Annotated in this window: 17 protein-coding genes; 6 read left to right on the top strand and 11 right to left on the bottom strand. The window is 72.8% G+C overall.

The window, feature by feature from the left end; genetic code table 11:
- Positions 1-299 precede the first annotated feature (299 nt).
- Complete coding sequence (locus tag ABIC30_RS26020; RefSeq protein ID WP_020096317.1) at positions 300-2219, top strand: putative bifunctional diguanylate cyclase/phosphodiesterase; 1920 nt, start codon at positions 300-302, stop codon at positions 2217-2219.
- Positions 2220-2247: 28 nt separating this feature from the next.
- Here ABIC30_RS26020 and ABIC30_RS26025 read toward each other — a convergent pair whose 3' ends face one another.
- The 4 genes from ABIC30_RS26025 to ABIC30_RS26040 all read right to left on the bottom strand — a co-directional run bounded on the left by ABIC30_RS26025 (position 2248) and on the right by ABIC30_RS26040 (position 5845).
- Positions 2248-3819: an ABC transporter substrate-binding protein gene (locus ABIC30_RS26025; RefSeq protein ID WP_020096318.1), complete on the bottom strand. Its 1572-nt coding sequence runs from the start codon at positions 3817-3819 to the stop codon at positions 2248-2250.
- Positions 3820-3879: 60 nt separating this feature from the next.
- Positions 3880-4500, bottom strand: coding sequence for a glutathione S-transferase N-terminal domain-containing protein (locus ABIC30_RS26030; protein WP_020096319.1), 621 nt, complete (start codon positions 4498-4500; stop codon positions 3880-3882).
- 67 nt (positions 4501-4567) lie between these two features.
- Positions 4568-5590: a Holliday junction branch migration DNA helicase RuvB gene (gene ruvB / locus ABIC30_RS26035; protein ID WP_205833905.1), complete on the bottom strand. Its 1023-nt coding sequence runs from the start codon at positions 5588-5590 to the stop codon at positions 4568-4570.
- Positions 5591-5845: a DUF6894 family protein gene (locus tag ABIC30_RS26040; RefSeq protein WP_020096048.1), complete on the bottom strand. Its 255-nt coding sequence runs from the start codon at positions 5843-5845 to the stop codon at positions 5591-5593.
- Positions 5846-6071: 226 nt separating this feature from the next.
- Here ABIC30_RS26040 and ABIC30_RS26045 point away from each other — a divergent pair, with 226 nt between their 5' ends.
- The 5 genes from ABIC30_RS26045 (at position 6072) to ABIC30_RS26065 (ending at position 14756) form a co-directional block, all read left to right on the top strand.
- Positions 6072-7172: an SMP-30/gluconolactonase/LRE family protein gene (locus ABIC30_RS26045; RefSeq protein WP_020096049.1), complete on the top strand. Its 1101-nt coding sequence runs from the start codon at positions 6072-6074 to the stop codon at positions 7170-7172.
- Positions 7173-7336: 164 nt separating this feature from the next.
- Entirely contained in the window at positions 7337-7693 is a 357-nt protein-coding gene (locus ABIC30_RS26050) for a hypothetical protein (protein ID WP_026605381.1), read from the top strand.
- 235 nt (positions 7694-7928) lie between these two features.
- Positions 7929-10511 carry a PAS domain-containing protein gene (locus ABIC30_RS26055; RefSeq protein WP_234081641.1) on the top strand — a complete coding sequence of 861 codons (2583 nt, stop codon included), beginning with the start codon at positions 7929-7931 and terminating at the stop codon, positions 10509-10511.
- Between the two features lie 227 nt (positions 10512-10738).
- A complete protein-coding gene (locus ABIC30_RS26060; RefSeq protein WP_020096052.1) occupies positions 10739-11299 on the top strand; it encodes a PAS domain-containing protein in 561 nt (186 codons plus the stop codon).
- Positions 11280-14756 (top strand): CheR family methyltransferase, encoded by a 3477-nt coding sequence (locus ABIC30_RS26065; protein WP_020096053.1) that lies wholly within the window; start codon positions 11280-11282, stop codon positions 14754-14756. The genes ABIC30_RS26060 and ABIC30_RS26065 overlap by 20 nt, the downstream gene beginning before the upstream one ends.
- A gap of 203 nt (positions 14757-14959) precedes the next feature.
- Here the strand turns inward: ABIC30_RS26065 and ABIC30_RS26070 are convergent, their stop codons facing one another.
- The 7 genes from ABIC30_RS26070 to ABIC30_RS26100 form a co-directional block, all read right to left on the bottom strand.
- Entirely contained in the window at positions 14960-15376 is a 417-nt protein-coding gene (locus tag ABIC30_RS26070) for a DUF1236 domain-containing protein (RefSeq protein ID WP_354456331.1), read from the bottom strand.
- 44 nt (positions 15377-15420) lie between these two features.
- Positions 15421-15651, bottom strand: a complete 231-nt coding sequence (locus ABIC30_RS26075; protein WP_020096055.1) for a hypothetical protein — start codon at positions 15649-15651, stop codon at positions 15421-15423.
- Between the two features lie 166 nt (positions 15652-15817).
- Positions 15818-17230, bottom strand: coding sequence for an amidase (locus ABIC30_RS26080; RefSeq protein WP_020096056.1), 1413 nt, complete (start codon positions 17228-17230; stop codon positions 15818-15820).
- Positions 17211-18143, bottom strand: coding sequence for a DUF1028 domain-containing protein (locus ABIC30_RS26085; protein ID WP_020096057.1), 933 nt, complete (start codon positions 18141-18143; stop codon positions 17211-17213). The genes ABIC30_RS26080 and ABIC30_RS26085 overlap by 20 nt, the downstream gene beginning before the upstream one ends.
- Before the next feature lie 149 nt (positions 18144-18292).
- Positions 18293-19036, bottom strand: a complete 744-nt coding sequence (locus ABIC30_RS26090; RefSeq protein WP_020096058.1) for an ABC transporter ATP-binding protein — start codon at positions 19034-19036, stop codon at positions 18293-18295.
- Entirely contained in the window at positions 19029-20858 is a 1830-nt protein-coding gene (locus ABIC30_RS26095) for a branched-chain amino acid ABC transporter ATP-binding protein/permease (protein ID WP_020096059.1), read from the bottom strand. The genes ABIC30_RS26090 and ABIC30_RS26095 overlap by 8 nt, the downstream gene beginning before the upstream one ends.
- Positions 20851-21684 (bottom strand): branched-chain amino acid ABC transporter permease, encoded by an 834-nt coding sequence (locus ABIC30_RS26100; protein ID WP_020096060.1) that lies wholly within the window; start codon positions 21682-21684, stop codon positions 20851-20853. Before ABIC30_RS26100 ends, ABIC30_RS26095 begins: the two co-directional genes overlap by 8 nt.
- Positions 21685-21686: the final 2 nt, after the last annotated feature.

A 21686-nucleotide genomic window follows, 5' to 3' on the forward strand; every position in this document is an offset into this window, starting at 1 on the left:
TTGTACGATCCTCGATACAAGTCGAACCGGGGCACTTCCCGCTCAACTTGGGACGGAATCGGTAAATCGTCGGCTCGGCCGCCCGGTGGATTGTCTCCCGAGCGCCGCGATGCGCCGGTCCGGCGCGGGGAATAGAGCCGTGGACGACCGCCGCGACAGCTCGCGGCTTAAATATCTCTTTAATGTTAGGAGTATAATAATACGGCAATCTCTCAGACGCAGCTTCGATGAACCGTCCGAAATATCCTTTCTCGATATTGATCGGGAGGTCGACCGCATCCGCCCCGGGTCTGACGGCCATGCGTCAGCTCGCGGAACTGCAGAAGCATATCCCGTCCCTCTACGGACTGCTCTCGGTCAATGCCGGCGCCCTCGCGGTGACGCATTACGGTCTGGCGCCCGCCTACCTGACCCTCGGCATCCCGGGGACCGTGATCGCGCTGTGCCTCCTGCGCGCGATCCACTGGTGGCGCTTGAGGCCCGAGGCCCTGGACGAGGCGCAGGCCGCCCGCCACCTGCGGCGGACGACGGTGCTCACGGTCTTCTTCTCCGTCGCCTTCGTGATCTGGGCGATGGTCCTGAACACGTTCGGCGGCCCCTACGAGCAGGGCCACGTCGCGATCTTCGTGGCCGTCACGGTGATCGCCTGCATCTTCTGCCTGACCTACCTGCCGCTGGCGGCCTTCCTGGTCACCGGCATCGTCATGGGCGTGTTCCTGTTCTGCTGCGTGACGAGCGGGAACCACGTGTTCCTCGCCATCGCGGCCAATACGGCCTTCGTCACGGCCGTGATGGTCCGCATCCTCAACACCAACTACCGGGCCTTCGTCGCCCTCGTCGCGTCCCAGGCCGTGGCGAGCCGGCTCTCGGAGGAGAACGCGCGCCTCGCCCAGACCGACAGCCTGACCGGCCTCCCCAACCGGCGCTACTTCTTCCAGAAGCTCGACGAGGCGCTCCGGTCGTCCTCCGGGGCGGACATGGCCTTCGCCCTGGCGATCTTCGACCTCGACCGGTTCAAGCCGATCAACGACACCTACGGGCACAATGTCGGCGACCGCGTCCTGGCGGAGGCCGGCCGGCGCCTCGCGGCCTTCGCGGGGGCGGACGTGGTGGTGACGCGGCTGGGGGGCGACGAGTTCGGCGTGATCCTGCGCGCGCCGGCTTCGGCCGCAGCGGCGCTCGCCTTCTGCGACGGCGTCTGCACGGCGCTGCAGCGGCCGATCCGGATCGGCGACATCCAGGTCGTCACCGGCTGCTCGGGCGGGCTCGCCCTGCCCTGCCGGGTCTCGCACGACGCCGACGCCCTGTTCGACCGCGCCGATTACGCGCTCTACCACTCCAAGGAGCAGCGGCGCGGCGCGACGACCCTGTTCTCGCAGGAGCACAAGGACGCGATCCGCGCCGAGCAGGCGGTGGAGACGGCCTTGCGGACGGCGGACCTCGCCGCCGAGATGGTGCTGCACTACCAGCCGGTCCTCGACCTCGCCACGGGGCGGACCGCCTTCGTGGAGGGTCTGGCGCGCTGGACGAGCCCGACGCTGGGCCGCGTCGCGCCGGACCGGTTCATCGCGGCCGCCGAGCGCGGCGGCATGATCCACACGGTGACGCTGCTGCTCCTGCGCAAGGCGCTCGCCGACTGCGCGCAGCTCCCGCCCGGGACCGGCCTGTCCTTCAACCTGTCCGCCCACGACCTCGCCTCGCCCGAGACCGTCCTGTCGATCCTGGCGGCGGTGCGGGGCAGCGGCATCGACCCGCGCCGCCTGACGCTCGAGCTGACCGAGACCGCCCTGATGCGCGACTTCGACCACGCCAAGGCGGCCATCACCACCCTGCGCAGCCTGGGCATCAAGATCGCGCTCGACGATTTCGGGACCGGCTATTCCAGCCTGGGCTACGTCCACCGCCTGCCGCTGGACAAGATCAAGATCGACCGCGGCTTCATGGCCGACATCGACACCGACCGGGGCTGCAGCCTCGTCTCCACGATCCTGGACCTGTGCCGCAACCTCGGCCTCGACGGGATCGTCGAGGGGATCGAGACGGAGGCGCAGCTCGACGTGGCGCGGCGGCACGGCAGCCGCTACGCCCAGGGCTACCACATCGGCCGCCCGATGCCCCTCGGCGACCTGCTGGAGCGGCTGGAGCGCGAGGGCGCGGCGGAAGCGAAGGTAGCGGCAGAGGCAGAGGCAGAGGCCGGCACGGTGCGCCGGAGGGCCTGAGGCGGCACCGGCGCGAGGCGGAGCCGCCTCAGGCGCGCCGGAGGTTCCAGAGGATCGGGAAGCCCGGGAGGCGGCCCGTGAGGTCGCGCCGGTAGGACGTCATCGAACGGTAGGAGCCGACCGGCACGAACACGACCTCCTCGAGGGCGATCCGCTGCATGTCGGCGCAGATCGCCCGGCGCGCCTCCGCGTCGGGGGCCGCGAACCACGCGGTCCGGAGCGCCTCCAGCCGCGGCACCGACGGCCAGCCGAACCACGCGTTCGGCCCGCTGGCCCGGAGCGGCTGCAGGGCGGCGGGGTCGGCGTTGTCGAAGGACGAGAAGGTGGTGAGCAGCACCGACCAGCCGCCCTTCTCGACGGGCTCGCGGGAGACGCGCCGCTGGATCACCGTGCCCCAGTCGCTCAGGGCCAGGTCGACGTTGAAGCCGATCCGGGGGAGCAGGTCGGCCGCGACCTGGGTCAGCGCCGCGGGCGCCAGCAGGTCCGTGGGGCCGATGAGCCGGATCTTCGCGCCGTCGTAGCCCGAGTCCCTGAGCGCCGCGCGGGCCGCCTCCAGGCTGCGCGGCCCGGTGAGCGCCTCCAGGCCGACCTGGCTCGCCATCGGTGTGCCGGGCGTGAAGATCCCGCAGCGGTCGTCGTAGGCCCCGGGATCGTCGCCGACGATCGCCGCCATGAAGTCGCTCTGGACGATCGCCGGCAGCACCGCCCGGCGCACCGCGACGTCGTCGAAGGGCGGCTGCAGGTGGTTCATCCGCAGGATCGCCGGGTTGGTGAGCCGGTCGAGGCCCTCCACCACGATGTCGCGGTTGCGGGCGAGCAGCTGCTGGAGCTCGGGCGGCGGCTGCTCGTACCAGTCGATCTCGCCGTTCTGCAGGGCCGCCGCCGCGGTGGCGCCGTCGGCGATGATCCGCCACTCGATCCGGTCGAAATGGGCGACCTTGCCGCCGGCCGTCAGGCTCGGTGTGCCGGGCGCCGGCACGTAGCCGGGGTGGCGCTCGTAGACCATCAGGCTGCCCGAGTTGAACTCGTCGGCCTTCCAGCGGAACGGCCCGGAGCCGGTGGCGTCGGTGATCTGCTTGTACGGGTCGGTCTGGGCGACCCGCTCGGGCATGACGAAGGCCGGCTGGCTGACGCTCGCCAGCGCCTGCGGCAGGAGCGGGAACGGTGCCTTCAGCCGGAACACGATGTCGGTGTCGCCGTCGTGGGCGAGCTCGTCGGTGGCGGCCATCAGGGTCTGGCCGAAGCCGTTGCGGGCCGCCCAGCGCCGGATGCTGGCGACGCAGTCCCGCGCCAGGACCGGCGTGCCGTCGTGGAAGCGCAGGCCCGCGCGCAGGGGGATCGTCACCCGGCGCCCGTCCTGCTCGACCTTGAGGCCGGCCGCCATCTGCGGCTGCGGCCGCAGGTCGGCGTCGAGGCCGAACAGCGTGTCGTAGACCACGTAGGCGTGGTTGCGGGTCACGATCGCCGTCGTCCAGATCGGATCGATGGAGGTGACGTTCGCCTGGGGGACCATGCGCAGGACCCGGGCGCCCTGCGCCCGCCCGACGGAGGGGGCCGCCAGGGCCGCGGCCCCAGCGGCCAGGAAGGTGCGTCGCCTCATCGTCACTCCCCGAACGGTGGATCCCGGCGTCGCAAGCGCCGGACCAGGGGGCGCCCCGCCTCAGCTCAGCGGGACGGCGAAGCCCCGCTGCACGGCGGGGCGCTCCATCATCCGGTCGTACCAGCGCCGGACCTGCGGGTAGTCGGCGAGGTCGACCTGGTGGCGCTCGTGGCGCCACGCCCAGCCGAGGATCGCGAAATCCGCCACCGAGAGCGGCCCCGCGACGTACGCGACCTGCGCGAGGCGCCGGTCCAGCACGCCGTAGAGCCGGTGCGTCTCCTTGCTGTAGCGGGCGAGCCCGTAGGCGCGGTCGGCCTCCGCGACGGACAGGAAGTGGTGGACCTGGCCGGGCATCGGCCCGAAGCCGCCCATCTGCCACATCAGCCATTCCAGGGCGGCGACGCGCTGCCGCCGGTCCTCGGGCAGGAAGCGGCCGGTCTTCTCGGCGAGGTAGAGCAGGATCGCGCCGGACTCGAACACCGGGATCGGGGACCCGTCCGGCCCGTCCGGATCGACGATGGCGGGGATGCGGTTGTTCGGGCTGATCGCCAGGAAGTCCGGCGCGTGCTGCGCCCCTTGCGTGATGTCGACCGGGATGACCCGGTAGGGCAGCGCCATCTCCTCCAGCGCCACGCTGATCTTCCGGCCGTTGGGGGTGTTCCAGGCGTAGAGATCGATCATCGCGGGCGCCTCCGCTGTGCCGAGGGAAGCTAGGGCCCGTGACGGGATCCGGCAATTCGGCCGGCGCTCAGGCGGCGACCGGGGCCGGCTCCGGCTCCGGCAGGCCGAGATGCCGGTAGGCGTGTCGGGTGAGGACGCGTCCGCGGGGTGTGCGCTGCACGAAGCCGCGCTGGATCAGGTAGGGCTCGATGATGTCCTCGATCGCGTCCCGCGGCTCCGACAGCGCCGCCCCGATCGTCTCGATCCCCACGGGCCCGCCCCCGAACGCGCGCGCGATCAGGCTCAGGTACTTGCGGTCCATCACGTCGAGACCCGCCCCGTCCACGTCCAAGAGCTGCAGCGCCCGGTCGGCGATCGCCCGCGTCACCGTCTCGGCCTCCGCCACCACCGCGAAGTCCCGCACCCGCCGCAGAAGCCGCCCCGCGATCCGCGGCGTGCCCCGCGCCCGACGGGCGATCTCGTTGGCGCCCTCCGCCGACATGCCCAGGCCCAGCACCCGCGCGCCGCGCGCCACGATCTGCTCCAGCTCGTCGATCTCGTAGAACTCCAGCCGGATCGGGATGCCGAACCGGTCGCGCAGCGGCGTCGTCAGCAGCCCCGCCCGCGTCGTGGCGCCGACCAGCGTGAACTTCGGCAGCTCGATCTTGACCGAGCGCGCCGCCGGGCCCTCGCCGATGATCAGGTCGAGCTGGTAATCCTCCATGGCCGGGTAGAGGATCTCCTCGACCGCCGGGTTGAGCCGGTGGATCTCGTCGATGAACAGGACGTCGCGCTCCTCCAGGTTGGTGAGCTGGGCGGCCAGATCCCCGGCCTTGGCGATGACCGGCCCGGAGGTCGAGCGGAAGTTCACGCCGAGTTCGCGCGCCACGATCTGAGCGAGCGTGGTCTTGCCCAGGCCCGGCGGCCCGACGAACAGCACGTGGTCGAGCGCCTGCCCGGTCTTCCTCGCCGCCTCGATGAACACCTGCATGTTCGCCCGCGCCGCGCGCTGACCGATGAACTCGGACAGGCTCAGGGGGCGGATCGTCTGATCCGGCTCCGCGGCCGCCGCACCGGACCCCTGCGCGACCGTCCTGATCGGCGTCGCCATTCAGGCCGCCCTGGCGCGACCCGACGCCTTCTCGAAGGGCTGCACGAAGGGCTGCACCAGAACCCGCCGGCCCGAGAGGTCGTGCACGCTCACCCGCCACTCGGCCCAGTCGGTGCGGTTGGCCAGCGAGCGCCGCACGTCGGAGGCGACCTTGCGGGCGCGGTCGACGAGGCGCGCCGTCGCGCGGACCTCGGTGCCGCGGGCGTCGAACACGCATTCGAGGCCGTTGGTGCAGTGGAACCGGTACTTGGCCATCCCTCGCTCCTCCTCGGCCGCCCCGCGCGGCGCTCACCCTGTGTTCACTATATGTTCTGTTCTCGGCCGGATCCAGCCCCGGCGAAGCGTCGCAGGCGTCCCCGGAACGGACCCGCGCCAGACCCGCGCCGGACTCACGACTGCGGCCGATGGGACCGGACCGGAACACCGCGCGCCCCGCGGGCTTACCGGGCGAGACGCCTCACCGCCGGACCGGGAACCCACCATGCGCGCCACGCTCCTCGCCCTCCTGCTGGCCGCCGGCCTCGGCGCGCCCGGCCGCGCCGCCGAGGCGCCGGCCGGGTCCGACGCCCTGAAGCCGATGGTGGAGTCGAACGACCTCGTCTTCAACGGCATCACCCGGTCCGCGGACGGCCGGCTGTTCTCGCCGTTCCAGCGGCAGAGCCAGGACAAGGGGATCGAGCTCGGCGAGTGGCGGGACGGCAAGGCGGTCCCGTACCCCGACGCGGCCTGGAACGCCTGGAAGACGGGTGACGACCCGGCCAAGGCCTTCGTGGCGGTCAACGCCATCCGGATCGGGCCGGACGGGGATCTCTGGGTGGTCGACAAGGGCGCGCCCGGCATGGGCGCTGCGCCGCTGCCGGGCGGCCCGAAGCTCGTGCAGATCGACCTCGCCACGAACGCCGTGCGCAGGGTCTACCCGCTGCAGGCGGCGACCACCGAGAAGAGCTTCATCGACGATTTCCGGTTCAACGGCGGCCACATCTACCTGACGGATGCCGGCCAGCCCGGTCTGATCGTCCTCGACCGCGAGACCGGCGGCCTCCGGCGGGTGCTCGACGGACACTGGTCGACGATCGCGCAGCGCCCGCTGACCGGCCAGGGCCGCGTGCTCCGGGACGACAAGGACAAGCTGCTCTTCATCCACGCCGACCAGCTGGAAGTCTCGCCGGACGGCAAGACCTTCTACTACCAAGCGTGCACCGGGCCGCTCTACAGCATCGAGACCCGGTACCTCGACGACGCGGCCGTGAGCGACGACGAGCGCGCCCGGCACGTGAAGCTCCACGCCGCCACGGTGGCGACGGGCGGCACCGCCATCGACGCGGGCGGCACCATCTACGCGAGCGACACGGACGGCCTGCGGATCCTCAAGATCGCGCCGGACGGGACGATGAGCACGCTGGTGCAGGACCCGCGGCTCGTCTGGGTCGACGCGATGTGGATCGACGAGCAGGGCGGCCTGTGGATCCCGGCGGCGCAGATGAACCGCACACCGGCGATGAGCGGCGGCGCGGCCTCGACGGTCAAGTTCCCGACGACGATCTACCGGATGCAGATCGACGCCGAGCCGCTGCGCAACTGAGGATGGATCGGCCCGGTCCCAGGGGCGGCCTCGCGTCGGGCGGGCGGCGGCTGACGCCGAACCCGGAACCCGGGTTACAAGTTGGATCGAGGCGGGTGCCGGGCCCGGGACCCTGTACCGGGATCCGGCACCGAGGCCCGGCACGAGGAGAGGATGGACCGACCATGCGCAGGATGCAGTCGTCGCGGTGGGCCGGCGCCTTCCTGGCTGCCGGCCTGGTCGTCGCGTTCGCCCCGCCGGCGCGGGCCGACGCCGCCCTGGTCCTGCGGGAGACCCGGCTGCACACGCCGCCGGACTCGCACGAGCCGCAGCGGGCGATGGTCAACCTGCGCAACACCGGCCCGGACCTCGCGACGAACGTGACCGTGCTGTGCACCTTCACGGGGGCCGGCGGGACGGTGCTCGACACGCAGCAGGCCTCGGTGCCGGAGGTCGTGAGCCTCGCCGACGTGCAGGCCGAGACGATCTACTACGGCTGGCCCCGCGCGAGCAGCGCCACCTGCCGCCTCGCCGAGCCGTAGCCGGCGGCCCCCGTCGCCCGCCGGGCCGGCCGACGCAGCCTTAGCGGTTTCCGCGCGTTATGGTCCGGTCCCGTGGCGTCCCAGGTCCGTTTCCGGCAGAAGGCGCCCACGCCCCGCCCCTCTGTCGCAGCGCCAGCCCCGTGCCCGTATCCCCCGCCCTCCCGATTTTGGCGATCCGCCCCGACCGCCCCGCGCGGCTGGCGGGGGAGTCCATCGCGACGCACGGGCGCTGAGCGTGGACGAGACGGGGACCGAGGCGCTCCTGCGGCGCGCCCGCGCGCTGGAGGCGGAGGCCGCCGGACTCCGGGCGCGGGCGGCCGCCACCGGCGCTGAGGCGGACGCCCCGACGCTCCCGCAGCCCCCCGCCGACCTGTCCGGGGCCGGCCTCGCCCTCCGGGAGGCCGAGGCGCGCCTGCTGCGGGCGCAGGAGGCGGGCGGGATCGGCCTGTTCACCGTGGGGGTCGCGGACGGGCTCCTGCACCCGACCCCGCAATTCTGCCGGCTCTACGGCCTGCCGGAGCGCGACACCTACCCGGCCGAGCTGGTCGAGGCGCTGATCCTGCCGGAGGACCGGGCCCTCGTCTCGACGGCGGCGAGCCGGCGCCGCGGCGACCCCCCGCGGGACGTCGCCTACCGGATCCGGCGGCCGGATACCGGCGAGATCCGCTGGATCGCCCGGCAGGGGGAGATCGAGCGCGACGCCGCGGGGCGGCCGGTGCGGTTCTCCGGGGTGGCGCGCGACATCACCGAGCAGCGCGAGGCCCGCGACGCCCTGCGCGCCGGCGAGGAGCGCTACCGGACGCTGTTCGAGGCCATCGACGACGGCTTCTGCATCATCGAGTTCTTCGACGGCCCGCACGGCCCGCTGAGCGACTACGTCCACGTCGAGGCCAATCCCGGCTACGAGCGCCACACCGGCATCGCCGGCATCGTCGGGCGGACGCTGCGCGACCTCGTGTCGGCCGAGGACGCGGAGGCCTGGCTCGAGCTCTACGGCGGCGTGCTCCGCACCGGTGTCCCGATCCGGTTCGAGCGCTTCTTCGCCCAGGCCGACCGCTTCATCGACGTCTCGGCCGCCCGGATCGGGCCGGCGAGCCGGCGCCAGGTCTCGGTGCTGTTCCGGGACATCACCGCGCGCCGGCAGGCGGAGGACGCCCTGCGCGCCAGCGAGGCGCTCGCCCGGACCAACATCGAGCGCGTGCAGCTCGCCCTCGCGGCCGGCGCCATCATCGGCACGTGGCACTGGGACCTGCCGAGCGACCGGTTCACGGTCGACGAGGGCTTCGCCCGCAGCTTCGGCCTCGACCCGGCGCTGGGCCGGGACGGCATCCCGCTCGCCCGGATCGTCGCGACCGTGCATCCGGACGACCAGCCCGGGCTGGCCGCGGCCATCAACGCGGCCGTCGCCCGGGGCGGCGCCTACGCGCACCAGTACCGGGTCCGCCGGGCGGACGGGCGCTACTACTGGCTGGAGGCCAACGGCCGCGTCGACCACGCGCCCGACGGCACGCCCCTGAGCTTCCCCGGGGTCCTGATCGACGTGGACGAGCGCCGCGCCGTCGAGGCCGAGCGGGACCGCGTCGCCGCGGCGCTGCGCAGCCTCAACGAGACCCTGGAGCAGCGGGTCGCCGAGCGGACGGCCGAGCTGATGCGCGCCGAGGAGGCCCTCCGCCAGTCGCAGAAGATGGAGGCGGTCGGCCAGCTCACCGGCGGGCTCGCCCACGACTTCAACAACATGCTGGCCGGCATCGTCGGCTCGCTGGAATTGATGCAGACCCGGATGCTGCAGGGCCGGGTCGGCGACCTCGACCGCTACATCGGCGCGGCGCAGGGCGCGGCCAAGCGCGCCGCCGCCCTGACCCACCGCCTGCTGGCCTTCTCCCGCCGCCAGACCCTCGACCCGAAGCCGACGGACGCGAACCGCCTGGTCGAGGGCATGATGGAGCTCGTGCGCCGCACGGTCGGCCCCGCGGTGGCGATCGAGTCGGTCGGGGCCGGCGGCCTGTGGCCGACGCTGGTCGATCCGAGCCAGCTCGAGAACGCGCTGCTCAACCTGTGCATCAACGCCCGGGACGCGATGCCGGCGGGCGGGCGCATCGTCATCGAGACCGCCAACCGCTGGCTCGACCACCGGGCCGCCCAGGAGCGCGAGCTGGAGCCGGGGCAGTACGTGACGCTCTGCGTCTCGGACAACGGCACCGGCATGACCCCCGACGTGGTCGCCAAGGCCTTCGACCCGTTCTTCACCACCAAGCCGATCGGCGAGGGCACCGGCCTCGGCCTGTCGATGATCTACGGCTTCGCCAAGCAGTCCGGCGGGCAGGTCCGGATCTACTCGGAGGTCGGCCAGGGCACGATGGTCTGCCTCTACCTGCCCCGCCATCTCGGCGAGGCGGAGGCCGAGGTGATCCTGCCCGACCTCGCCCACGCGCCCCGCGCCGAGCAGGGCGAGACGGTCCTGGTTGTGGACGACGAGCCGACCGTGCGGATGCTGGTCACCGAGGTGCTGGAGGATCTCGGCTACGCGGCGATCGAGGCGGCGGACGGCGCCTCGGGGCTGAAGGTCCTCCAGTCGGACGTGCGCGTCGACATGCTCATCACCGATGTCGGCCTGCCCGGCGGCATGAACGGCCGCCAGATGGCCGATGCCGGCCGCCAGCACCGGCCCGACCTGAAGGTCCTGTTCATCACCGGCTACGCCGAGAACGCCGCCCTCAACCACGGCCATCTCGGCCCCGGCATGCAGGTGATGACGAAGCCCTTCGCCCTGGAGGCGCTCGCGACCCGCATCCGCGGCATCATCGGCGGCGAGGGCTGAGATCCGGACGGCCCCGGGCGGGCGGTGCCCCCGGGGCACACGGCGTCGCAGGGACGTGCGGAACGGGTTCGCCGGCCCGGGCGTCATTGCCATACCGCGGCGGCGCGCCCATGAGGGCGTCCTCGCGGGCACCATCGCGGGCGTCCTCGGCACGGGGCCCGGCGGGCGGGCGGGCCCGGGAGCGGACCGGCAGGGCCGCGCCGAACGGAGGCGACAGGGAAGCTACCGTGGACACGCAGACCATCCCGGCCGAACTCACGACCTTCTTCGAGAAATCCCACATCGCCCTGGCGCTGGCCGCGGCGGGCGACGACAACGTCCTGCTCCTGGTGAACGAGCGGTTCCACCAGCTCACCGGCTACACGGGCGCGGAGGTCGTCGGGCGCAATTGCCGCCTCCTCCAGCGCGACGCCGACAACCGGGAGGCGCGGGCCAAGATCCACGCCTTCCTGGAGAACGACCGTCAGGACACGGTGCGCACGCCGATCGTGAATTTCCGCAAGGACGGGAAGCCCTTCGTCAACCTGCTGTACATGTCCAAACTGAAGGCGCTCTCGGGCGAGGTGCGCTACCTTTTCGCATCCCAATTCGACGTCAGCCGCTCGCAACCCGAGTTGCTTTCCGCCTACGATGCAGAACTGGGCCGGACCCTGTCCCGGCTGACCCCGACGCTTGCGGAGAGTGGGCTCGTCATCGAGGGCTCGCTGATGACGATCGCCAACACGGTCGCCACGGTCGCGCAGGCCAAGCTCACGCTCGCGGATCTCGATGCACCAGGATTTCCTTAACGCCCCCGGAGGCGAGGCCTCGGAGGTCCTGGACGGCGCCGGCACGGTGACGGCGCCGCCCTTCGCCGGGCCGGTCGTGGGCATCGGCGCCTCGGCGGGCGGGCTCGAGGCCCTGCGGGAGATGCTGGCGCGCGCCCGGCCGCCGACCGGCATGGCCTTCGTCATCGTCCAGCACCTCGACCCCAACCACGAGAGCATGCTGGCGCAGCTCCTCGACCGGCAGACGGAGCTGGAGGTGCTCCAGTGCGAGGGCGGGGAGCGGATCGCGGGCGACAAGGTCTACATCATCCCGCCCGGCCGGGGCCTCGTCATCCAGAACTGCGTCCTCGAACTCACCCACTTCGTCCAGCCGCGGGGCCTGCGCCGGCCGATCGACGACTTCTTCCTGTCGCTCGCGGTCGACCAGCAGGCCAACGCCGCCTGCGTGATCCTGTCGGGCACGGGGGCCGACGGCACGACCGGCCTGCGGGCGATCAAGGAGCACGGCGGCGTCTGCGTGGTGCAGCAGCCCGACACCGCCCGCTACGACGGCATGCCGCTCTCGGCGGTCGGGACCAGCCTCGTCGACTTCGTGCGGCCGCCGGGCGAGATCGTCGACTGCCTCACCACCTTCTTCCGCCGCCGCGGCACCGACGCCGTCGACGCCGAGTCCCGCCTCGTCGCCGACCACATCGACGACCTCTGCCGGGTCATCCGCGCGGCGGTGGGCCACGACTTCGCCGGCTACAAGCGGACCACCCTGGTCCGGCGGGTCGAGCGGCGCATGCACGTCCTCGGGCTCGAGTCCGGCCGGGCCTATCTCGGCCGCGTCCGGGCCGACAAGACCGAGTGCGAGGCGCTGTTCCGCGACCTCCTGATCAACGTCACCCGCTTCTTCCGCGACGCCGAGATGTTCGAGCTCCTCCGGGAGCGCGTGGTGGAGCCCCTGCTGCGCACCCGCGATCCCGAGGAGGACATCCGGGTCTGGATCCCGGGCTGCTCCAGCGGCGAGGAGGCCTACAGCATCGCCATGCTGTTCGCCGACGCCGCCCGCCGCCTCGGCCTGCCGCCGGCGGTCCAGATCTTCGCCACCGACATCGACGAGCGCATGCTCCAGATCGCCCGGGAGGCGACCTACCCGGCCGCCGCGCTCGCCGACATCCCGGCCCATCTGCGGGAGCGCTACGTCGTCCTCCACGCCGAGCGCTTCACCGTCGCGGCCGAGATCCGCGACCTGATCCGCTTCTCCAGCCACAGCCTGGTCAAGGACCCGCCCTTCTCGCGGGTCGACCTCCTGTCCTGCCGCAACCTGCTGATCTACTTCGACGAGCGCCTCCAGCAATCGGTGGTGCCGCTGTTCCACTACGCGGTCCGGCCGGGGGGCTACCTGTTCCTCGGCCCCTCGGAGAGCGTCAGCCGCTTCGAGCACCTGTTCCCGGTCATCGACCAGCACGCCCGCCTGTTCGAGCGGCCGCCGGGCGCGCCGCAATACCCGATCGACCTGCCGGGGAGCGCCCGCCGGGGCGAGGCCCGGCGCGGCGGGCGCGAGGAGCGGCGCGGCGAGCCCTCGATCGCCGACGAGACCGTGGCGGTGCGCCGCGTCATGGAGCGCTACGCCCCGCCCAGCATGGTGCTCAACGAGGACGGCGGCATCATCGCCGCCTACGGGCGCCTGAGCCGCTACTTCGACTTCCCGGTGACCCGGACCGGCGGCACCAGCGCCATCACCCTGGCGCGCCCGGGCCTGCGCGACGTCATCGGCCCGCTGCTCCGCCAGACCCGCGACGCGCGCAAGCGCGTGGTCGTCCGCGACGTGGAGATCCGCTCGGAATACGGCGTCCAGCCGGTGGAGCTGATCTGCGATCCCCTGCCCGACGGCTCGATGCTCCTGGTCCTGCGCGACACCGGCGCCTTCCGGGCGGCGGACAACCTCGACCTGATCGAGATGGATGCCGGCGGCGACCACGTCGAGGCGCTGGAAGAGGAGCTGCTGCGCACCCGCTACAAGCTGCGCTCGGCGGTCGAGGAGCTGGAGACGACGAACGAGGAGCTGAAGAGCTCCAACGAAGAAATGATGTCGATGAACGAGGAGCTCCAGTCGACGAACGAGGAGCTGTCCACGGTCAACGACGAGCTGAAGACCAAGGTCGAGCAGCTCACCATCGCCAATGCCGACCTGCGCAATTTCTTCGAATCCACCGACCTCGCCGTCGTGGTGCTCGACCGCGAGCTGAAGGTGCGCAGCTTCACCACGTCGGCCACCACGATCTTCCCGCTGCAGCCGGGCGATCGCGGCCGCCCCCTCGCCGACGTGTCGAGCCGGCTCGCCGGGCACGAGTACCTGCACGACGCCCAGGAGGTCTGCGCCGGCGGCTCGGTGATCCAGCGGCGCGTCGCCACCCGGGACGGGGAGCGCACGCTCTCGCTGCGGGTGCTGCCCTACCGCCTGCAGAACGGCAGCGTCGACGGCGCCACCCTGGTGCTCACCGACATCACCGAGGCGCTGTCGCTGGAGCGCCAGCTCGCCGCGGAGCGCGAGCGGCTGGAACTGGCCGTGAAGGCCGGGGGCATCGGCGTCTGGGAATACAGCCCGGATGCCGGGACCGTCGTGGTCGACAGCATCGCCGGCACGATGTTCGGCCTCGCTCCCGACACCCCGCACCCCACCGCGTCCCTGGCGGCCAGCGTGCTGCCCGAGGACCGTCCCGGCTTCGAGGCGGCGCTGTCCGAGGCGGCGCACGGGCTAAACGAGTTCGAGGCGCGCATCCGCGTGCGCGCCGCCGACCACGCGCCGCGGCACATCCGCAGTTACGGGCGCCTGACCCGGAGCGGCGACCGGAAGCGGATCGTCGGCGTCTGCATCGACGTGTCGCCCGAATACGCGCTCGCCGAGACCCGCGACCTGATGCTGCGGGAGATGAACCACCGGGTGAAGAACCTGTTCGCGATCATCGGCGGCATGATCTCGGCGGGCGCCCGCACGCACCGGGAGATCGGCGTCTTCGCCACCGACATGCGCGACCGCATCTCGGCCCTCGGGCGGGCGCATTCCCTGGCCGACCCGTCCGACGGCCAGGGCATGAGCGATCTCGCGGGCCTGATCGGCGCGACCCTGCGCCCGTACCGCGACCACGTCCCCACGGTGATCGAGGGCCCCCTCGTGGCGATCAACTGGCGGCACGTGTCGTCGCTGGCGATGATCCTGCACGAGTGGGCGACGAACTCGGTGAAGTACGGCGCGCTCGGGGCCGACGACGGCGCGCTGTCGGTCACCTGGGACCGGCAGGAGGCGGGACTCGTCCTGGACTGGTGCGAGCGGATGGCCCGTGTCCCGGAGCCGAGGCCCGGACGAGGTTTCGGGACGATGCTGGTGGAGATGTCCCTGCGCCAGCTCGAAGCGACCGTGACGCGCAGCCACGACGCCGCCGAGTACCGGATCACGCTGCATCTGCCCGAGGCGGCACTCCTGCGGGGCTGACGCGCGCTCAGGGATATCCGTGCGTCGGCCGTCCTTGCGAGCGCAGCGAAGCAATCAAGTCGGCGCCACGCTTGCCGATGCTGCGCGACCCTGGATTGCTTCGCTGCGCTCGCAAAGACGGCGAGGTCTCCCGATCCTTCACCGCGGGTTCGGGAGGAGTCACGATGCCGGAGGGCGCCGGACGAACCGGCGCCCCGCCCCCCTCAGTCGATGACTTCGACGATGCGGTGGCCGCGATCGACCAGGACGGGCTGGTCGTTCACGATGGTGTAGCGGTAGCCCGGACGCACCCGGTACTCGGTGGGCACGTCGTAGTAGGTGACGCTGTCCTCCGGCAGCACGGTGCCGACCTGGACCGGGCCGCCCCAGCTGTAGGAGCGCGCGCCGCGCTCGCGGACGTAGCTGCGGAACCGCGGGCGGTCGTCGACGCCCAGGATGCCGCCGACCGTGCCGGTCGCCGCGCCGACCGCGCCGCCGACGATGCCGCCGACCGGACCGGCCGCGTCGGCGCCGACCGCCGCACCCTCGGCCGCGCCCCGCAGGGTGCCCTGCGCCTGGGCGGCCGCCGGGAGGGCGAGGAGGCCGGCCGTCGCCAGCGACAGAAGAAGCTTGTTGGTCATGCTGAGATCTCCAGGGTCGTCAGGGCGCGGCTGTCCGCCGAGGATCAGTTGCAGCCTTCCTTGTGGACGGTCTTGGAGTTGCCCATGCCGTCCTCCTTGTGGACGGTCTTCGAACCGCAATCGACGCTGCCGGTGGTGACCTCGCGCTTCTCGACGACGGTGTCGCGGTGGTCGACGACGGCGGGCCCGTCGCGGCGGATGACGGTGGTCTCCTCGGCGCTCGCCGCGCCGCACAGGGCCGCGAACAGGGCGCCCGAGAGAATGATGGTCCGCATGGTTGGCCTCCTGACTTCAATCGAAGCCAGCAACGGCAGCGGCGGAGAAAGGGTTCCACGCGCATTGATCGGTAGATCACGCGGATATTCGCGATGCGGCACGGTATTGGTTGTGTACAATCGACCGCCCCGGTCCCGCTTAGCTGTTCGGGACGGGAGCGACGCCTCAGCCGGCCAGGGGCGGCACCCGGGAGCACCACGCGTGCGCCCGCTCGTACTGGTGGGCGACGCGCAGGATCTCGGCCTCGGCGAAGGGCCGGGCGGCGATCTGGAGGCTGATCGGCAGGCCGCGCCGGTCGAAGCCGCAGGGCAGCGCGATGGCGGGCAGGCCCGCGAGGTTGAACGGGTAGGTCAGGCGCCAGGAGGCCGCCAGCACGCTCTCCGCGCGCCCGCCGAGCGTCACCGCCGACTCGTCCGTCCGCCACGCGGTCAGCGGCGAGGCCGGGCCGACGATCACGTCGGCCTCGGCCAGGACGGCGGCCATCTCGTCCATGATCAGGGCCCGCACCTGCTCGGCCCGCAGGTAGTCCGGCCCGGTCACGAGCCGGCCCATCTCCACGAGGTCGCGGACGTCGGCGGCGAAGCCCGCCACGTGGCCCCGGGCGAGGCTGCGGTCGTGGTAGGCGGTCGAGGAGGCGAGCTCGATGGCGTAGATGGCGCCGAGGCCGTGGCGCAGGGACGGCACCGCGACGTCGCGCACCGCGCAGCCCCGGTCTTCGAGGAAGCGGAGCGCCGCCTCGACGGCGGCGGCGACGTCGTCGTCGATTGCGTCGAAGAAGTGGTTGCGGATCACCGCGACCCGCAGGCCCCGGATCGGCCGGTCGAGCCCGGCCGTGTAGTCGGGGACCGGCGCCGCGCTGGCCGCGGGATCGCCGGCATCCGGGCCGGCGAGCGCCTGCAGCATCAGGGCGGCATCGGCCACCGTCAGGGTCAGCGGCCCGGCATGGTCGAGGGACCAGGAATGCGGCACGATCCCCGACCGGCCGACCCGGCCGTAGGTCGGCTTGAGCCCGACGATCCCGCACAGGGCGGCCGGGATCCGGATCGAGCCGCCCGTGTCCGAGCCGAGCGCGGCCGGGCAGAGGCGGCCCGCGACCGCCGCGCCCGAGCCGCCGCTGGAGCCGCCGGGCACCCGGTCGGGGTCCCAGGGGTTGCGGGTCGGCGGCGTGACCATGCCCCAGGCGAATTCGTGCATCCGCGTCTTGCCGAGGATCACCGCGCCGGCCGCCCGCAGCCGCGCCACGGCGTGGCTGTCGGCCGCCGGGAAGGTCAGGGCCTCCACAGCCGTGCCGGCCCGGGTCGGCATGTCGGCGGTGGTGTAGTTGTCCTTGACGGCGATCGGGATGCCGTGGAGCGGGCCGCGCGGCCCCGTCCGGGCGATCTCGGCATCGGCCGCGCGCGCGGCGTCGAGGGCCGCGGGCGAGAGGTGGACGACGCTGTTCAGGGCGCCGTCGAGGCGCGCGATCCGGTCGAGGCTGGCGCCGACGAGCTCGGCGCTCGACAGCTCCCGCGCCGCGATCCGCCGCGCGAGCTCGGTGATCGGGGCTTGCCAGAGGGCGTCAGTCGCGGCGGTCGTCATGGGGCACCCGGCGGTAGGGGAGCGTCGGATCGAACACGACCGGCGGGTGGATGTCCGCGAGGTCGAGGTCGCGCAGCCGCGCGATCTCGGCGAGCACCGGCGCGAACTGCGCCAGCAGGTGGGCGACCCGCTGGGGCTCCTGGCGCAGGCCGACGACGTCGCGCAGCAGGTCGGGGGCTGCATCCCCGGCGGCGCCCGGCCGCTCGGCGGGAGGCCTGAGCAGCATCGCCACGACGTCGTCCGGCAGGGCGCCGGCCGGGCCGTCCTTCCGGGGCATGCCGGCCACGAACGGCACGAGCTGACGGCGGGCGACCAGGAGAACCCGGCGCAGCTCGGCGACGGGCTCGGCGTGCTCGTCGACCCGCAGGTCGAGGTGCGGGTAATCCTCGCCGGCGACGATCTTGAGCGCCGCCGACTGCTTGCCGCGCCGGTCGCCGCCGGCCGCGTCGCCGGCCTCCAGGCTGCGCATCAGCCGCTCGTCGAGATCCTGGGCGGCGCTCCCCTCGAAGGCCGCCGCCATGGCGTCGACCACGCCCGGCCCGGCGAGCATGTTGCCCTGGACCGCGTAGCCGGGCCCGGTGCGGTGGCCGGCCGCCGGCGTGCATCCGGCGCCGGTCCAGGCGGCGGCCCGCCCCTGCCCGTCGACGAGGCCGAGCTGGCGCAGGTCCGGACGGTCGTCGGTGGCGAGGGCCGCCGCCAGCGCGGCGTCGGGATCCTGCCCGCCGGCCAGCCCGTCGAGGATGCGGGCGGCGAGGTAGGGGTTCACCCAGGACTGGGTGGTGACGGCCCCGATCCCGGCCCTGAGGAACGGGCACAGGCCGCCCACCGCCGGGACGGCGCTCGCCACCGCGACGCCGAGCTGGCCGGTCCGCGGGCAGCGGGCGGCGATCGAGAAGGTGTTGAGTTCTCTCATGCGCTTACGGCTTCCTCCTCCCTGCTCCCGATCCACCGCCGTCTTTGCGAGCGCAGCGAAGCAATCCAGCAGCGCCCCGTCCGGGAGCGTGGCGCGACCCTGGGTCGCTTCGCTGCGCTCGCGATGACGGTGGCGGATCCGGGTCGACCTCACACCGCCAGATGGTCGATGACGCGTGCCCGCGCGTCCGGCGCCTGCGCCGGACCGCTGTCGACGATCTCGCCGAGCTTGAGGACGGCGTAGCGATCGGCGAGCGCCAGCGCGAAGGCGACGTGCTGCTCCACCACCAGCATGGACACGCCCGCGGCCCGCTCGGCCTGGAGCACGCCGCGCAGGCGCTCGACCATGGAGGGCTGCACGCCCTCGGAGATCTCGTCGATCAGCAGGAGGCGCGGGCGCAGCATCAGGGCGCGCCCGAGGATCAGCATCTTCTGCTCGCCGCCCGAGAGGGTGCCGGCCCGCTGGGCCAGCCGGTCCTTCAGGAACGGGAAATGGCCGAACAGCCGCTCCAGCGCCTCCGGCAGCATCCGGTCGGAGGGCACCGCGAGGCGCAGGTTGTCGCGGATCGACAGGTCCTGGAACAGGGGCTGCTCCTGCGGCGCGTAGCCGACGCCGAGCGCGTTGAGCTTGGCCGGCGTGAGGCCGGCGAGCGCCTGGCCCCCGACCGTGATGGCGCCGCCGCGCAGGGCCACCATGCCCAGGACGGTCTTGAGCAGCGTGGTCTTGCCCATGCCGTTCTTGCCCAGCAGCGCCACGATCTCCCCCGGCCCGACCGAGAGGGACACGTCCCGCACGATGGCGACGGCGCCGTAGCCGCTCGACACCCCGTCGAGGGCGAGGGCGGCCCCCGCCGGCGCGATCTGCCGTGCTGCCCGCCGTGCTGCCTCACCCATGGGCGCCTCCCGAGTAGATGGTCCGGACCAGTTCGGAGCCCACGACGTCCTCGACCGTGCCGTCCAGGACCAGCCGGCCCTGGTGCAGCACCACGATCCGCGACGAGATCTCGCGCACGAAATCGAGGTCGTGCTCGACCAGCACGGCGGCGATCCGGCCCTCGGCGGTGAGCGCCTTGAGGACGGTCCCGATGGTGGTGCGCTCGGCCTTGGTCAGGCCCGCGGTGGGCTCGTCGAGCAGGATCAGCCGCGGCTCCAGCGCCACCACCATGGCGAGCTCCAGCGCCTGCTTCTGGCCGTGGGACAGGAGGCGCGACGGCTGCGTCAGCTGGCGGTCGAGGCCGGTCATGCGCAGGACGTCGAGGGCGGGCTGCGGCAGGCCCAGCGTCTCGGCCCGCCCGACCGGGCTCAGGCCGTCGTGGGACGCCCGGGCGAGGCGGAGGCAGTCGGCCACCGACAGGCTCTCGAACACGCTCGCCACCTGGAACTTGCGCCCGACGCCGAGGCCGACGATCCGGTTCGGCGTCAGCCCGGTGATCGGCGTGCCGCCGACGGCGATCGCGCCCTTGAACGGCTCGGTGCCGTCGCTGAGGCAGCGCATCAGCGTGGTCTTGCCGGCGCCGTTGGGCCCGACGAGGCTGACGAGCTCGCCCGCCCGGATCTCGAGGTCGATGCCCTCCAGCACCGTCAGGGCGCCGTAGGCCTTAGCGAGGTTCTCGACCTTGAGGATCGGGGTCCCGGTCGCCTCGGTGCCGGTCACCTCCGGCCCGGCCGCCTCGGTCCCGGCCGCCCGCGCGACGAGGCGCGGCGGCGCCGGCTGCCGCCGGCCCACCGGCAGCGCCCGCCAGAGGCGGCCGACGAGGTCGGCGAGGCCGCCCGGCAGCAGGATGATGATGACCACGAAGGCCGAGCCCAGGAGGAGCTGCCAGAGGAACGGCAGGTCGCCCGAGAGATTCGCCGCGAGGTAGTCGATCGCGACGGTGCCGAGCACCGGGCCGAGCAGCGTGCCGCGGCCGCCGAGCGCCACCCAGATGACCAGCTCGGTGCCGAACAGGAAGCCGGCATTCTCGGGCGCGACCACGCCCGAGGCGTTGGCGAACAGGAAGCCCGCGAGCCCCGCCACCGCGGCGAGGGACGCGGTGAGCCGGATCTGCAGGCGCCGCGGGTTGAGGCCGAGATAGGCGCAGCGCGCCTCGTTGTCCCGGAGCGCCACGAGGGCACGGCCGGCATCGGCCCGGACCAGGATCCAGGCCGCCAGCGTGACGGCGATCAGGAACAGGGCCGCGAGGCGGAAATAGCCCTCGGTCTCGAAGGGCAGCACGTCGAAGCCGACGAGGCCGCTGCTGGAGCCGGTCCATTCCCCGCCCGCGTAGATGAGCTGCACGACGACGATCGGGACGACGAGCGAGATCACCGAGGCGTAGAGCGGGGTCGAGCGGTGGTAGAAGGACAGCCAGCCGACCGCGAGGCCGAGCAGGGCCGGCGCGACGAGCGCCGCCGCGATGGCCGCGGCGATCCCGAGCGGCGTCGCCCCGTAGGCGGCGAGGATCATCGCGGTGGCGTAGGCGCCGATGCCGAAGAACGCCGCCTGGCCGAAGGTCAGGATCCCCGCGAAGCCCCAGAGCAGGTCCACCGTGACGGCCAGCACCGCGTAGATCATCGAGCGGGTCAGGACGTTGACCGCGAAGGTGTCGAGGACGAGCGGCGCGATCCAGAGGGCCAGCGCCGCCAGGCCCGCGACCACGAAGGGCGCGGCGCGGGACAGGCGGCGTCCGCGGGGCGCCGCGGCGGCACGCTCGGCGACGGGCAGGGTCTCAAGCACGGGAGAAACCTTTCGGGCTGATCCGCAGCACGAGGGCGGCGAGCACCGCGACGGCGATGCTGCCCAGGATCGGGCTCACGAAGGTGCTGATCAGGACCTGCGCGGCCCCGAAGACCAGGCAGGCCGCCGCGAGCGCCAGGTACGAGGCGTCGGCGACCATCACCAGCATGAAGGCGCCGATCAGCCAGGAGACGCCCATGTTCGGATCGACGCTGGTGAGCGGCGTGAGCAGGACGCCGGCGAGGCCCGCGAAGCCGGCGCCGAGCATGAACACGACGAGGCGCACCCGGCCCGTGTCGATGCCGAGGCTGCGCGCCAGGGTCTCGTTCATGATCACCGCCCGGGCCGAGAGGCCGAGCCGTGTCCGCTCGATGGTGAGCGCGAACAGCGTGCCGATCGCCAGCGCGATGCCGAGCGCCACGAGGCGGTAGGCCGAGTAGTCGACGCCGAGGAACGCGACGGTGCCGGCGTAGAGGTTCGGGGTGAGCTGGACGTCCCGGCCGAAGGCCAGGGTGATGAGCTGCCCGACCACGATGCCGAGCCCCCAGGTGGCGAGAATCGCGTCCAGCGGCCGCCGGTAGAGCGGGCGGATGATGAAGTGCTCGGCGAGCCCGCCGAGCGCCGCGCCGACGACGAAGGCGAGCGGCAGGGCGAGCCACGGATTGAGCCCGAGCCTGGCGGTCACCACCGCGCAGTAGGCGCCGACCGTCAGCCACGCCCCGTGGGCGAAGTTGATGATCTTGAGCACGCCGAAGATCGCCAGGAGGCCGATCGCGACGATGAACAGGATCGCCGCCGTGGTCAGGATGTCGAGGGTGAGCAGCATCG

This window comes from Methylobacterium sp. 1030 (assembly GCF_040544715.1).
In the GTDB taxonomy this organism is placed as follows: Bacteria; Pseudomonadota; Alphaproteobacteria; order Rhizobiales; family Beijerinckiaceae; genus Methylobacterium.